The sequence below is a fragment of the Burkholderia sp. BCC1208 genome (assembly GCF_902833095.1).
Lineage (GTDB): Bacteria > Pseudomonadota > Gammaproteobacteria > Burkholderiales > Burkholderiaceae > Burkholderia.
The window spans coordinates 175343-189458 of the sequence record NZ_CADFDY010000002.1; the positions used below are offsets into that span (position 1 = coordinate 175343).

Consider the following 14116-nt stretch of genomic DNA (forward strand, 5'->3'; position numbering starts at 1 on the left):
GCCCGGCGGCGGCCGGTCCGATGCCCACGCAACAAATTTTGCGGCGCAGCAGCATTCGCGGCACCGTACCTCGCCCGCCCTCCGGCCCGCGCTTCGTCCGTCTCCTGTCGCCCCTTACCCGGAGCCTGCCTGTGTATCCACCGATCGAACCCTACGCCCACGGCCACCTCGACACCGGCGACGGCCATCGCATCTACTGGGAGCGCTGCGGCAACCCGGCCGGCAAGCCCGCCGTGTTCCTGCACGGCGGCCCCGGTGCCGGCTGCGGCCCCGACCATCGCCGCCTGTTCGATCCCGAGCGCTACGACATCCTGCTGTTCGATCAGCGCGGGTGCGGGCGCTCGACGCCGCATGCGAGCCTCGAGAACAACACGACGTGGCATCTGGTTGCCGATATCGAGCGCCTGCGCGAGATGGTCGGCGCCGAACAGTGGCTGGTGTTCGGCGGCTCGTGGGGCAGCGCGCTGGCGATCGCGTACGCGGAAACCCACCCCGAACGCGTGAGCGCACTGATCGTGCGCGGCATCTTCACGATGCGTCGCGCGGAACTGCTGTGGTACTACCAGGAAGGCGCGTCGTGGCTGTTCCCCGATCACTGGGAAGACTTCCTCGCTCCGATTCCGGAGGCCGAGCGCGGCGACCTGATGGCTGCCTACCATCGCCGGCTGACCGGCGACGACGAAGCCGCGAAGCTCGAAGCCGCACGCGCGTGGAGCATCTGGGAAGGCCGCACGATCACGCTGCTGCCCGATCCCGCACTCGCCGCGCACTTCGCGGACGGCCACTACGCGCTCGCGTTCGCGCGGATCGAAAATCACTACTTCGTGAACGAGGGCTTCGTCGAGGAAGGCCAGTTGCTGCGCGACGCGCATCGTCTCGCCGGCATTCCGGGCGTGATCGTGCAGGGCCGCTACGACATCGCGACGCCTGCACGTACCGCATGGGAGTTGTCGAAGGCGTGGCCAGGGGCGACGTTCGAAATCGTGCCCGGCGCCGGGCACGCGTACAACGAGTCGGGGATTCTGGAGGCGCTGGTCGCGGCGACGGACCGGTTCGCAGCCTGAGCGGCGCAACAACGCGGCACGTGCTGCCGGGCTACCGGCATACGCACGCGCCGCCGGTCACAGCGCGGCTTCGACGATCGTCCGGCCGCTGATCGCCTGCTCGACGAGCCCTTCGTCACCGACCTTGCGGATCGCATCGTCGAGCAACCCTTCCGGCTCTTCGGTCGCCACCTTCAGCAGGCCCGACAGCCCGCGCGCGTCGAGCACGACCAGCGTCTCCATCGAATCCGCGCGGCTCACGAGCACGCGGCGGAACGCCGGGCCCGCGCCGAAGCTCGCACAAAGCTCGATCGTCTCGTTGCCGAGCGTGTAGTCGAAGTGCTTGATCATGGTCTGCCGCCGTTGCGTGGAAATGGCGACGCGCGACGGCGCGGCGCCGTGACGTCGACGCACCCGCGCGTGCCGCCGGCGTGCCGGACCGGGGTCCGAACGTTTGCCGGCATCACCATGCTAGGCGTGCAGAATTAACGAAGACTTAAAGCGCGCGAGCCCCGCCCGGCGCCCCCTCAAACCGCATCGAGCGGCTCGACCGTCACGCCGACCTTCAGCTCCTGATCCGCCCCGCCGCCGCGGATCACGCCGCGCAGCGGCGTCACGTCCGCGTAGTCGCGGCCGACGGACAGCATCACGTAGTCGTCGCCCGGCGCACGATCGTTGGTCGGATCGAGTTGCAGCCAGCCGCCGTCCTCGGGCCACGCCGGGTCGTACACCTCGACCCACGCATGCGACGCGTCGGCGCCGATCAGCCGCGGCTGGCCGGGCGGCGGCTGCGTGAGCAGGTAGCCGCTGACGTACCGCGCGGCCAGCCCGAGCGAGCGCAGCGCGCCGATCATCACGTGCGCGAAATCCTGGCAGACGCCCTTGCGCAACCGCAACGCGTCGAGAGCCGACGTCGTGATGTCGGTGCTGTTCGGCGTGTACGCGAAATCGGCATGCACGCGCCGCATCAGGTCCCACGCAGCCTGCACGAGCGGGCGTTGCGGCGTGAAGCTCGCGGCCGCGTATGCGGCGAGTTCGGAGTCGCACGCCACATGCGGCGACGCGAACACGAACTCGCTCGCCGGGTCGTAAGGCTGCCCCGCGCGGAACCGCAGGCGGTCGCGCACGGCCTCCCATGCGGTGGCATGCGCGGCGTCCGGGTTCGCGATCGCAGGCGGCGGCTCGCCGCGCGCGCCGAGCGACCACACGGGCGGCGTCACGCGCACGGTGCTGCGGCTGCGCACCAGCAGCGTGTCGTGCGGCAGGTTCAGCGCGAACGATGCGCGCGCATTGCCGAATGCATCGAGTTCGGTGCCGACCGATTCCGGCGCGGGCTCGATGTCGAGCGAGAACGACAGCACCTGCTGGCGCGGCGTCGCGAGCGGTTGCAGGCGTGCCTGATGCTGTGCGGATTCGACGCGCGCCGCGTAACGGTATTCGGTGTCGTGCGTGACGCGCAGCAACCGGCCCGGCGCGACGGCGGCCGGCGCATCCGTTGCGGCCGGAGCCGAAGCCGGTGCCTGTCGTGCGTTGCCGGAACCGGCCGGTGTTTTCGACACGCCTTTCGTCACCATAGCGTCCTGCCCGCCTCGCGCACGTGGCTGAAATAGCGCTCGCCGATCCGGTTCGACAGCTCCCAGACCGCCTTCACCGTCGTGTCGAGCGCGGCAAGCAGCTTGTCGTGCCGACCGCCTTCGGCGGTCTCGCACAGCTCGTGCAGCGACCACGCGGGGATGTCCGGAACCGTCTCGGCCAGCTCGGACAGCGCATAGCCTTCGCCGCGCTCGACCTTCGTCAGCCGTCCGCGCAGCGCCTGCACGACCCAGCCGAGCGAGCGGGGGTTGTCGGTATCGAGCACGACGAGCGACAGCAGCGGCGCGACGTCGAAGCCGCGCTGGAACCGCGAGCGGAACGTGATCGTGCTGTCGAACAGTTCCAGCACGAGTTCGAAGCCGTCCTGCCGATGCACGGCGCCTTCGTCGAACGCGAACTTCAGCACGCTGCACAGGAAGTCGAGCCGGTCGATCTGCCGGCCGATCGACAGCAATCGCCAGCCGTCGTCGCGCGTCATGTTGTCGGTCTGCGCGCCGGTGATCGCGCCGAGCAGCAGGCCGACGCGTTCCAGCAGTTGCAGCGCCTCGTTGCCGATCTGCTCCTCCGCCTCCGGTTGCCCTGCGCTGTCCGCGAACAGTTGCGTCGCGTCGTCGATCAGCCGCCACTGATCGCTCGACAGCCGTTCACGGATCGCGGCAGCCGCGCCGCGCATGCCGAACAGGCACGACGCGATCCCCGACGTGCGATCGGCGCCGCGCGTCAGCGACGTCGCCAGCTCATGCTGGAACGCGCGCGGCGCATCGACGGCGTGCGGCGCGTCGGCCGCGATCAGCCCGGTGTCGCGGCACAGCGTGTCGAGCAGTTCCAGATGCGCGGGGCTGTCGACGTCGTCTTCGCCGCGCAGCCGTTCGAGCGCGGCACGCGCCAGGCGCATCAGATTGGTCGCGCGCTCGGTGTAGCGGCCGAGCCAGAACAGGTTCTCGGCCGCGCGGCTCGCGATCGCGCGCGGCCGCTCGACGAGGTCGTCGGGGCCGAGGTGCGTCTGCAGCAGCGTCGTCGAATCGACGATGCCCTCGGTCATCACCCACGTATCGACGGTGCTGCCGCCGCGCGGCATCGGCGCGTTGAACAGCGTGTCGCGCGTACCGACCCGCGATAGCCCGCCCGGCAGCAGCCGCCAGCGCTGCGCGCCGTCGGCGAGCGCGAAGACGCGCAGCAGCAGCGGCTTCGGTACGATGCGCGCGCTGCCGTTGCCGTCGGGCGCATCGGCTCGCGGCCAGGTCGGCGCCTGCGACAGCGGCAGATCCGCCTGCACCGTGTAATGTTCGGGCCGAGCGAGAATCCGCGCGCGCCATTCCGCCAGTTGCGCCTGCGTGAGCCGCGCGCCGATCACCGGTTCGAATGCACCGCCATCCTGCACGTCGGGTGGATAGGACGCCTTGACGATGCCGCGCGCGAGCTGCGGCAGCGCGTCGTCGCACGCGGCCGCCTCGCCGCACCACCACGAATGCACGGCCGGCAGCGTCAGCGTTTCGCCGAGCAAGCCTTCCGCGAGACGCGGCATGAAGCCGAGCATCGCCGGCGATTCGAGGAAACCCGAGCCCGGCGCGTTCGCGAGCAGCACGTTGCCCGCGCGCACCGCCTGCAACAGCCCCGGCACGCCGAGCATCGAATCGGGCCGCAGTTCGAGCGGATCGAGCCACGCATCGTCGACGCGCCGCAGGATGCCGTGCACCGGTTCGAGCCCGCTCAGCGTCTTCAGGAACACGCGATTGTCGCGCGCGGTCAGGTCGCCGCCTTCGACGAGCGTGAGGCCGAGATAGCGCGCGAGATACGCGTGCTCGAAATAGGTCGCGCTGTGCGGCCCCGGCGTCAGCAGCACGATCCGCGAATTCTTCGCGGCGGGACTGAGCGACTGCATGCTCTGCAGCAGTGCACGGTAAGCGGACGCGAGCCGCTGCACGCGCAGCCCGCGAAACCCGCGCGGAAAGAGCCGCGACACGATCAGCCGGTTCTCGAGCAGGTAGCCGAGCCCGGCCGCACCCTGCGTGTGTTGCGCGACGATCCGCCACTGGCCATCCGGGCCGCGCGCGAGATCGAACGCGACGACGTGCAGCCACGTATCGCCCGGCACGCGCGCGCCGCGCATCGCGCGCAGGTAGCCGGAGTGGCCGGTGACGAGCGCGGGCGGCAGCAACCCGCGCTGCAGGATCGTCTGCGGCCCGTACAGGTCGGCCAGCGTCGCGTTGAGCAGTCGCACGCGTTGCAGCACGCCGCGCTCGATCGCGACCCAGTCCTCGGGCGTGACGATCAGCGGCAGCAGGTCGAGCGACCACGGGCCGACCGCGCCGTCGCCGGCGCGCTGCTCGTGCAACTGGTAGAACAGGCCGTTCTCGCGCATGCGCCGATGCAGCGCGTCGGCACGGCGGTCGAGGTCGGCCACGCCGTCGCTGCCGATCGACGTGAAGAAGCTGCGCCACGCGGGCGCGAGCGCAGGCGCGTTCAGGCCGGCCGCGCTGCCGCGCAGTTCGTCGTAACGGCCGGCGGCCGCCGGTGCCGCGAGCGCGGCGGCCAGTTCGGCGGCGTCCGGCTGGGCGCCGGAATCGAAGAGCGTGGGCATCGCGTCGAGGGCGGCGAGATGATCGATGTCAATGGGCGGCACGATGTCGTTCCGTCGTCAGGATGCAGCCGCGCAAGCGCGCCGCCGCACCGGCGGCAAGCTGCCGCGGCGCGCGGCCGCGATCTGCCCGCATCCTAGCATTCCGGCGCGGCCGCCGGGAGGTCGGAAACCCCGCATCGTCGTCCGCCCTGTCATCGATCGATCACGGCCGCCGCAAGTCGAGCGTGAACGGGAATTCGCGGCTCGGCGCGGCAGCCGCGACATCCATCCGCCCCGGCGTGTGCCCGATCTCGACGAAGCGCGCGAGCCGGCGGCTCTCGGCTTCGTACGCATTGACCGGGAACGTCGCGTAGTTGCGCCCGCCCGGATGCGCGACGTGATACCGGCAGCCGCCGAGCGAGCGCTCCAGCCACGTATCGACGACGTCGAACGTGAGCGGCGCATGCACGCCGATGGTCGGGTGCAACGCAGACGGCGGTGCCCACGCCTTGTAGCGCACGCCCGCGACGTACTCGCCGACGGTGCCGGTCGGCTGCAGCGGCAGCGCGCGGCCGTTGACGGTCACGACGTGCCGGTTGTCGTTCAGCCCCGTCACGCGCACTTCGAGCCGTTCGACCGACGAATCGACGTAGCGCACCGTGCCGCCGGGCGCGCCCTCCTCGCCCATCACGTGCCACGGCTCCAATGCGCCGCGCAGCGACAGCTGCATCCCGTTCACGGCGATCTGCCCGAACAACGGAAAACGGAATTCGAAGTGCGGCGCGAACCACGCCGGATCGAACGCGAAACCGGCGTCGCGCAGCTCGGCCAGCACGTCGTCGAAATCCATCTGAAGAAATTCCGGCAGCATGAACCGGTCGTGCAGCGCCGTGCCCCAGCGCGTGAGCGGCGTCGTGTACGGCGCGGCCCAGAAGCGCGCGACCAGCGCGCGCAGCAGCAGCTGCTGCACGATGCTCATCCGTGCATGCGGCGGCATCTCGAACGCGCGCAGTTCGAGCAGGCCGAGCCGGCCGGTGGACGAATCGGGCGAATACAGCTTGTCGATGCAGAACTCGCTGCGGTGCGTGTTGCCCGTCACGTCGATCAGCAGGTTGCGCAGCACGCGGTCGACGAGCCATGGCGGCATGTCCTGCCCGTAGAGCAGCTTGTTGCGCTGGATCTCCGCGAACGCGATGTCGAGCTCGTAGAGCTGGTCGTTGCGCGCCTCGTCGACACGCGGTGCCTGGCTCGTCGGCCCGATGAACAGCCCCGAGAACAGGTACGACAGCGACGGATGGTTGTGCCAGTACGCGATCAGGCTCGCGAGCAGATCCGGGCGGCGCAGGAACGGGCTGTCGGCCGGCGTCGCGCCGCCGAGCACGAAGTGGTTGCCGCCGCCGGTGCCGACGTGCCGCCCGTCTACCATGAACTTCTCGCTGCACAGCCGCGTTTGCCATGCGGCGTCGTACAGGAATTCTGTGTGGTCGACGAGTTCGTCGAAGCTCGCGGCCGGATGGATGTTCACCTCGATCACGCCGGGATCGGGCGTCACCTGCAGCAGCTTCAGTCGTGCGTCGCGCGGCGGCGGATAGCCTTCGAGCACGAGCTTCACGCCGAGTGCGTGCGCGGTCAGCTCGATCGCGCCGAGCAGGTCGAGATAATCCTCGAGCGCGGCGAGCGGCGGCATGAACAGGTACAGGATGCCGTTTCGCACCTCGACGCACAGCGCGGTGCGCGTGATCCACGCGGCCGATTCGAAGCGCTCGGGCCGGCGATACGGGTCCACGGCGCCCGGTCGGCCGCTCGCGGCCGCGTCATCGGCACGCCACTGCATCACGGTCTGCGCGGACGCTTCGCGATGCACGCCGGACAGGTAGCGCGGCGCGTCGGCAGGGCCGGTATAGCGCGCGCGGATGGCCGCGGCTTCCGGCAGCGCGTCGCGCGGCGCGAACGGATCGCGATCGACGAGGTACGGATGGTCGGCGCGGGCCGCCCACGGCAGCGAATCGAGCGGCAGCCGATAGCCCATCGGCGAATCGCCCGGCACGAGGTACATCCGCTCGTCGCGGAAGAACCACGGGCCCGTCTGCCAGCGCGGCCCGTCGAGGCGCGACCGATCGCGGTCCGACTCGTCATCCGTGCACTTGACCGGCAGCACGTAGCCGACCACGCTGTCGAGCTGCTGCTCGAACACCTTGCGCAGCCGCGCGCGTTCGAGCTCGTCGTCGAGGCGCGCGTCGAACGGATCGACGTTGACGGGCAGCCGACGCTCGCGCCACAGGTAGTACCAGACGTCCTCGTAGCCGGGCTGGATGAATTCGCCGCTCAGGTTCAGCCGCGCGGCAAGCGCATCGATGAAACGCTTCGCGTCGTCGGTGGTGTACGACGACGGCTCGCGTTCGTCGGCGAACAGCGACGGATCGTGCCACACGGGCTGGCCGTCCGCGCGCCAGAAGATCGACAGCGCCCAGCGCGGCAATTGCTCGCCCGGGTACCACTTGCCCTGCCCGAAATGCAGGAAGCCGCCGTCGCCGTATTCGGCGCGCAGCCGCTGCACGAGTTCGGTCGCATAGCCGCGCTTGGTCGGGCCGAGCGCATCGGTGTTCCACTCGGCGCCGTCGCGATCGTCGATCGACACGAAGGTCGGCTCGCCGCCCTGCGTGAGCCGCACGTCGCCGGCGGCCAATGCGCCGTCGACCTGCGTGCCGAGCGCCAGCACGGCATCCCACTGCGATTCCGTATACGGCTTCGTCACGCGCGGCGACTCGTACACGCGCGTCACGCTCATCTCGTGCTCGAACGACACCTCGCACTCGTCGATCAGCCCTTCCACCGGCGCGGCGCTCGTCGGCTGCGGCGTGCACGCGAGCGGAATATGCCCTTCGCCGGCGAGCAGGCCCGAGGTCGGATCGAAGCCGATCCAGCCGGCGCCCGGCAAGTAGACCTCGCACCACGCGTGCAGGTCGGTGAAATCGACCGACGTGCCGCTCGGGCCGTCGAGCGATTTCACGTCGGGGGTGAGCTGAATCAGGTAGCCCGACACGAAGCGCGCGGCGATGCCGAGATGGCGGCACAGCTGCACGAGCAGCCACGCGCTGTCGCGGCACGAGCCGGACGCGAGTTCGAGCGTCTGCGCGGGCGTCTGCACGCCCGGCTCCATCCGCACGAGATAGCCGATGTCGTGCTGAAGCTGCTGGTTCAGCGCGACGAGGAAGTCCACGGTGCCGGCCGGCGTGCGGTCCACGCCGTCGAGATACGCGCGAAACAGCGGCGCGGCGCTCGTCTGCGAATCGCACGCGAGATACGGCGCGAGCTCGGTCTTCAGCGCGTCGTCATAGCTGAACGGGTATTGGTCCGCGCTCGCCTCGAGGAAGAAGTCGAACGGGTTGTACACCGACATCTCGGCGACGAGATCGATCGCGATCTCGAAGCGGTCGGTGCGCTCCGGAAACACGAGTCGCCCGAGATAGTTGGAGAACGGGTCCTGCTGCCAGTTGACGAAGTGCTGCGCGGGCTCGACCGTCATCGAATACGCGAGGATCGGCGTCCGGCAATGCGGCGCGGGCCGCAGCCGCACGACCTGCGGGCCGAGGTTGACGAGCCGGTCGTAGCGATAGCGGGTGGTGTGATGCAGCGCGACGTGGATGGACATGGGAGCTCGAGTCGGGTTGGGCCGGCCGCGCACGCCGCGTCGCTTTCGACGCGGCGGCCCGGCATGGCGGATTCGGCGAAAACGCGCACCGGGTCAGACGAATTCCGGCGTCTGCACGACGCTGATCTCGACGCCGACGGCCGTCGCGCCGAGCCCCGTCACCGGCTGCGCGTCGCGATGGTCGAGGCCGACCGCGATGCGCACGTAGCGTTCGTCCGGACAACGGTTCATGAACGGGTCGAAGCCGACCCAGCCGAGCCCTTCGACGTAGGCCTCGGCCCATGCATGGCCGGCCGGCTGCTGCGTCAGCGTGGCGGCTTGCGGCTGCGCGCCGAGCGCCGCCTGCGGCTGCCCCTGCGATTGCGATTGCGATTGCGACTGCATGGCATGCGACGCGCCGAGCGCCTGCTGCATGCCGTCGCCGCTCTGCAGCGCGAGCGCTTCCTCGTCCTCGACGTCGCCCGCATGCTGTTTCGCATCGGCGATGCGCTGCATCGCGCTGTCGGCCAGCACATAACCCGAGATGTAGCGCGCGGGGATCTTCAGCACGCGCGCGGCCGCGATGAACGCGTGTGCATGGTCGCGGCTCGTGCCCTCGCCGCTTTGCAGCGCGGTTTCCGCATCGACGGCGGCATCGGCGGCCAGGTTCGGCGCGTACGCGATGCGGCCGTGCACTTCCGTCATCAGCCAGTGCAATGCGTCCAGTCCGAGCGGCTCGATGGGCAGCGCGTCGGTCAGCGCGCGCACGGTGTCGCCCGCCTTCGTGAGCGCGGTCTCGCGCTCGAAGACCCACGGCGGCGCATAGCCTTCGGAATGCCCGAGAATGCCCGCGCGGTCCTGCGTCTCGACGACGCCGGCCGCCACGACGACGATCTCCGCCTTCGCGCCGCGATCGTGGCGCACGAGGTCGATCCGGTTGCCGAGCCCGTCGGCGTAAGACAGCGTCGGCTCGACGCCGTCGATCGTGACCTGCCACGCGCGCACCGTCTGCCCGGGGCCCGACTGCGGGCGCAGCCGCAACCGTTGCAGTGCATGGGTGGCCTGATCGTCGAACTGGTAACGCGAAATGTGTCGGATGGCGAGTCGCATGGCAAGCCTCAGTCGAAGTTGTAAGCCTGGGCGATTTCGAGCCCGAGGCTGTTGTTGCGGCCGATGAAGTCGGTCAGGAACTCGTGCAGGCCGCTCTTGAAGATCCGCTCGACCGAGGTATCGGACAGCATTTGCAGGATCTTCGTGGCCGTGTCGTGACACGGGTGTGTCACGCCGTAATCCTTCGCGAGCAGGTTCAGGCTCGACACGACGCGCCCGTAGCAATAGCGCAGCGAACGCGGCATGCGGCCGTTCAGGATCAGATAGTCGGCAATGTTCATCGGCTTGTACTGCACGTCGTACACCCAGCGGTACGAACGGTGCGCGGCCACGCAGCGCAGGATCGTCTCCCATTGGTAGTTGTCGAGGATCGTGCCGACGTGCGATACCGACGGCAGCAGCAGGTGGTACTTCACGTCGATGATCCGCGCGGTGTTGTCCGCGCGTTCGATGAATGCGCCGATCTGCGCGAAATCGAAGATCTCGTTGCGCAGCATCGTGCTGTAGAAGCTGCCGAGGATCAGCGCGGTTTCGCGCTTCACTTCGTCGAGCACGGCCGGCAGCTCGCTTTCCGGCACCGGCTGCGCCAGCGCGCGGCGCAGCGCGAGCCACGCGCCGTTCACGCTTTCCCACGCCTCGCGCGTGAGCGCCGTGCGCACCATCCGCGCGTTCGAGCGCGCCGCCTCGATGCACGACAGCACGCTCGACGGATTGTCGCGATCGCGCAGCAGATAGTCGGTCACGGTATCGGCCGCATACGCGTCGTATTTCTGCCGGTAGCCGTCGTCCGCGCCCGAGCTGACGAGCACCGACGACCATTCGGCCGGCGCGTCGGCCGTGCGCGTGAGCGCCATCCGCAGCCCGGCATCGACGATGCGCGCGATGTTCTCCGCGCGCTCGATATAGCGGTACATCCAGAAGAGACCGCTTGCAGTACGTCCCAGAAGCATCTCGTGTCCACTCCGTCTTCGTTCGGTTCGCGCGCCGGCTCCGGCGCGCGCGGTCGTGCCCGGCTCAGTCGGCCAGCACCCAGGTGTCCTTGGTGCCGCCGCCCTGGCTCGAGTTGACGACGAGCGATCCTTCCTTCAGCGCGACGCGCGTGAGCCCGCCCGGCGTGATGCGGATGCGGTCCGACACCAGCACGAACGGACGCAGGTCGACGTGGCGCGGCGCGAGGCCGGCGTCGGTCAGGATCGGCGTGGTGGACAGCGCGAGCGTCGGTTGCGCGATGTAGTTCGCGGGACGTGCGCGCAGCTTCGCGGAAAACGCCTCGAGTTCGGCCTTCGACGCGCACGGCCCGACCAGCATCCCGTAGCCGCCCGAGCCGTGCACCTCCTTCACGACCAGTTCGTCGAGATGCTCGAGCACGTACTTCAGGCTGTCGGCCTCGCCGCAGCGCCAGGTCGGCACGTTCTCCAGCAGCGCCTTGCGGCCCGTGTAGAACTCGACGATCTCCGGCATGTACGAGTAGATCGCCTTGTCGTCGGCGATGCCGGTGCCGGGCGCATTCGCGATCGTGATGTTGCCCGCGCGGTACACGTCCATGATGCCCGCCACGCCGAGCACCGAATCCGGGCGAAACGTGAGCGGATCGAGGAACGCGTCGTCGACGCGGCGGTACAGCACGTCGATCGGCCGGAAGCCTTCGGTCGTGCGCATCGCGACGCGGCCGTCGATCACCTGCAGGTCGCTGCCCTCGACGAGGTGCACGCCCATCTGGTCGGCGAGGAACGAATGTTCGTAGTACGCCGAATTGTGGATGCCGGGCGTGAGCACCGCGATGGTCGGATTGTCGGCGTTGCCGCCCGGCGGGCACACGGCCGCGAGCGACTGGCGCAGCATCTGCGGATAGGTTTCGACCGGGCGCACCTTCACCTGCTGGAACAGCTCGGGGAAGAGCTGCATCATCGTTTCGCGGTTTTCCAGCATGTACGACACGCCGGACGGCGTGCGCGCGTTGTCTTCCAGCACGTAGAACGCGTTCTCGCCGGTGCGCACGATGTCGACGCCGATGATGTGCGTGTAAACGTTGCCGGGCGGCCGGAAGTCGATCATCTCGGGGATGAACGCCTCGTTGTGCGCGATCAGGTGCTTCGGCACGATGCCCGCGCGCACGATTTCCTGGCGGTGGTAGATGTCGTCGAGGAACGCGTTCAGCGCCATCACGCGCTGCTCGATGCCGAGCGACAGCCGGCTCCATTCCGCCCCCGAGATGATGCGCGGGACGATGTCGAACGGAATCAGCCGCTCGGCGGCCTCCGCGTCGCCATAGACGGCGAACGTGATGCCCGTCTTGCGGAACACGCCTTCCGCGTCGTGGGCCTTCTGGGCGAGGCTCGCAGGGTTCTGCGTGTCGAGCCATTGCTTCAGGCGCGCGTAAGGCGCCCTTACCATGTCGCCGGATTGCAGCATTTCATCGAATGGCTTCATCGATCTTTTCTCCATCGATCGTTTTCCCGGCATTGCGCATGCCGGACCGGCGTACTGAATGCTTTGCAAGGAACGTGCCTTGCTCGATCCCCTCGATATCCCCCTGTTTTTGCGCCGCCCAGGCATGCCCGCGCGGCATTGCGCACCACAACGGTGCAACGCGCGCCGCAACGGGCGCTTGCGGTGCGCCGCGAACGCGCACGGCCGATGCTGCGCCGCGTCCAGCGAACATAGTTCTCCCGCGTGTCACGTATGTGCAATCTGCACTGCACCAAAAGCGGCGAGCCCGGGCCCCCGGAATGGCCATGAACGGGCGGGCCGGCACGCACACGGCGCAGCCGGCCCTGGGGGAAGTGCCGTCCCGGCCGGCCGGAACAGTCCGACGCGGTGAACTGTCCGGTTAACCAGTACGGCCCCTCAACGCTATGTAGCCGTAATCCCGCCGACAATGCCCATGCATATTTCGACTGACACCGATCGAAAAAAAACATCGGCCCGAGCGGCGCGAGGCGCGGTACGCTAGAACGTTGGTGCAGCGGACGGCGCCGCCTTTCCGGCGCCCGACTATAAAAAGCGAAGATCGAAATGGAAGCAAAGTGGCTGGAAGATTTCCTGAGCCTTGCGGATACCAAGAGCTTTTCCCGGGCCGCGCGTCACCGGCACCTGACGCAGTCGGCGTTCAGCAGGCGAATCGCCGCCCTCGAAACCTGGATGGACGCGAAGCTGGTGGACCGAAGCATCAATCCGATCGCGCTGACGCCCGCCGGCCAGATGTTCCGCGGGCTCGCCGCGGACATCCTGCGCAGCATGTATGCGGCGCGCAATCTCGTGAACGGTTATGACCAGTTCGCGGCGAGCGACCAGGTCGTGCGCTTCGCCGTCGCGCATACGCTCGTGTTCACGCTGTTTCCCGAATGGCTCAAGCAGCTCAACGACGAGGTCGGCCACGTTACCGCGCGCGTCAATGCGGTGAACGTGCCGGAAGGCGTGCAGCAACTGGTCGAAGGCGAATGCGACCTGCTGCTCGGCTATCACCATCCGCAGTTGCCGATCGTGCTCGACCCGAACCACTTCCCGTTCGTCAGCCTCGGCGTCGAGCGGATCCTGCCCGTGTCGTCGCCCGACGCGCGCGGCAAGCCGGTATTCCAGCTGCCCGGCACGCCCGACGCGCCGTTGCCGCTGCTCGCCTATTCGTCGGGCGCCTTTCTCGGCAACATCGTCGAGATGCTGCTGCTGAATGCGACCGAACCGTATGTCCTGCACCGGTGTTTCGAGACGCACATGTCCGAAGCGCTGAAGGGCATGGTCGTGGCAGGGCACGGCATCGGCTGGCTGCCGGAAAGCTGCGTCGCGAAGGAGCTCGCGGACGGCACGCTCGTGTGCGCGGGCACGGGCGACTGGATCACCGAACTCGAAATCCGCCTGTACCGATCGGCGCGCAAGCGCGGGCTCGCGGCCGAGCAGCTGTGGGCCTACATCATGAACCGGCCGCGCACGGCGATCGACGGTGCGATCGGCCATGAAGAGGCGGCCGCGCCGGCCATGCGCAGCGCGCGGCGAAGCGCGGGCGGCAGCCGCTGACCGAGCGTTCGCGCCGTGGACGTCCACGGCGCGCATGGGCGCTCTTTCAAACTGCAATCGATCATCCCGTCCCACTCCGTGAAACCGCTCCCCGTCTGTAATCGATCTCGATAAAACGCAAACGTTTGCGTATTCATGTCGTATTTTTTACTGTTTTCCGTATCAGGT

10 protein-coding genes are annotated in these 14116 nt (G+C 68.7%); 2 read left to right on the forward strand and 8 right to left on the reverse strand.

Going from position 1 to position 14116, the window contains the following annotated elements:
• The first annotated feature begins 131 nt into the window (after window positions 1-131).
• Complete coding sequence (gene pip, locus HWX09_RS05605) at window positions 132-1064, forward strand: prolyl aminopeptidase (protein ID WP_027782786.1); 933 nt, start codon at window positions 132-134, stop codon at window positions 1062-1064.
• A gap of 57 nt (window positions 1065-1121) precedes the next feature.
• On the opposite strand, the gene HWX09_RS05610 is transcribed toward pip, so the two are convergent.
• The 8 genes from HWX09_RS05610 to HWX09_RS05645 form a co-directional block, all read right to left on the reverse strand.
• On the reverse strand, window positions 1122-1394 hold the full coding sequence (locus HWX09_RS05610) for a hypothetical protein (RefSeq protein ID WP_027782785.1): 273 nt from the start codon (window positions 1392-1394) through the stop codon (window positions 1122-1124).
• Window positions 1395-1570: 176 nt separating this feature from the next.
• Window positions 1571-2617 (reverse strand): transglutaminase family protein, encoded by a 1047-nt coding sequence (locus HWX09_RS05615; protein WP_027782784.1) that lies wholly within the window; start codon window positions 2615-2617, stop codon window positions 1571-1573.
• Window positions 2611-5217 carry a circularly permuted type 2 ATP-grasp protein gene (locus HWX09_RS05620; RefSeq protein ID WP_034185366.1) on the reverse strand — a complete coding sequence of 869 codons (2607 nt, stop codon included), beginning with the start codon at window positions 5215-5217 and terminating at the stop codon, window positions 2611-2613. Before HWX09_RS05620 ends, HWX09_RS05615 begins: the two co-directional genes overlap by 7 nt.
• Before the next feature lie 202 nt (window positions 5218-5419).
• Complete coding sequence (locus HWX09_RS05625) at window positions 5420-8848, reverse strand: transglutaminase family protein (protein WP_027782782.1); 3429 nt, start codon at window positions 8846-8848, stop codon at window positions 5420-5422.
• A gap of 93 nt (window positions 8849-8941) precedes the next feature.
• Window positions 8942-9937 carry a transglutaminase family protein gene (locus HWX09_RS05630; RefSeq protein ID WP_027782781.1) on the reverse strand — a complete coding sequence of 332 codons (996 nt, stop codon included), beginning with the start codon at window positions 9935-9937 and terminating at the stop codon, window positions 8942-8944.
• 8 nt (window positions 9938-9945) lie between these two features.
• Window positions 9946-10887: an alpha-E domain-containing protein gene (locus HWX09_RS05635; RefSeq protein ID WP_027782780.1), complete on the reverse strand. Its 942-nt coding sequence runs from the start codon at window positions 10885-10887 to the stop codon at window positions 9946-9948.
• A 64-nt stretch (window positions 10888-10951) separates the two neighbouring features.
• Complete coding sequence (locus tag HWX09_RS05640) at window positions 10952-12367, reverse strand: circularly permuted type 2 ATP-grasp protein (RefSeq protein WP_027782779.1); 1416 nt, start codon at window positions 12365-12367, stop codon at window positions 10952-10954.
• Window positions 12351-12599: a hypothetical protein gene (locus HWX09_RS05645; RefSeq protein ID WP_155257317.1), complete on the reverse strand. Its 249-nt coding sequence runs from the start codon at window positions 12597-12599 to the stop codon at window positions 12351-12353. The genes HWX09_RS05640 and HWX09_RS05645 overlap by 17 nt, the downstream gene beginning before the upstream one ends.
• Window positions 12600-12952: 353 nt before the next feature.
• Here HWX09_RS05645 and HWX09_RS05650 point away from each other — a divergent pair, with 353 nt between their 5' ends.
• Entirely contained in the window at window positions 12953-13948 is a 996-nt protein-coding gene (locus tag HWX09_RS05650; RefSeq protein WP_027782778.1) for a LysR substrate-binding domain-containing protein, read from the forward strand.
• Window positions 13949-14116: the final 168 nt, after the last annotated feature.

Coding starts and splice junctions, on each gene's coding strand:
- HWX09_RS05610 (WP_027782785.1), bottom strand. CDS start 1,394: ATGATCAAGCACTTCGACTACACGCTCGGCAACGAGACGATCGAGCTT.
- HWX09_RS05615 (WP_027782784.1), bottom strand. CDS start 2,617: ATGGTGACGAAAGGCGTGTCGAAAACACCGGCCGGTTCCGGCAACGCA.
- HWX09_RS05620 (WP_034185366.1), bottom strand. CDS start 5,217: ATGCCCACGCTCTTCGATTCCGGCGCCCAGCCGGACGCCGCCGAACTG.
- HWX09_RS05625 (WP_027782782.1), bottom strand. CDS start 8,848: ATGTCCATCCACGTCGCGCTGCATCACACCACCCGCTATCGCTACGAC.
- HWX09_RS05630 (WP_027782781.1), bottom strand. CDS start 9,937: ATGCGACTCGCCATCCGACACATTTCGCGTTACCAGTTCGACGATCAG.
- HWX09_RS05635 (WP_027782780.1), bottom strand. CDS start 10,887: ATGCTTCTGGGACGTACTGCAAGCGGTCTCTTCTGGATGTACCGCTAT.
- HWX09_RS05640 (WP_027782779.1), bottom strand. CDS start 12,367: ATGAAGCCATTCGATGAAATGCTGCAATCCGGCGACATGGTAAGGGCG.
- HWX09_RS05645 (WP_155257317.1), bottom strand. CDS start 12,599: ATGTTCGCTGGACGCGGCGCAGCATCGGCCGTGCGCGTTCGCGGCGCA.
- HWX09_RS05650 (WP_027782778.1), top strand. CDS start 12,953: ATGGAAGCAAAGTGGCTGGAAGATTTCCTGAGCCTTGCGGATACCAAG.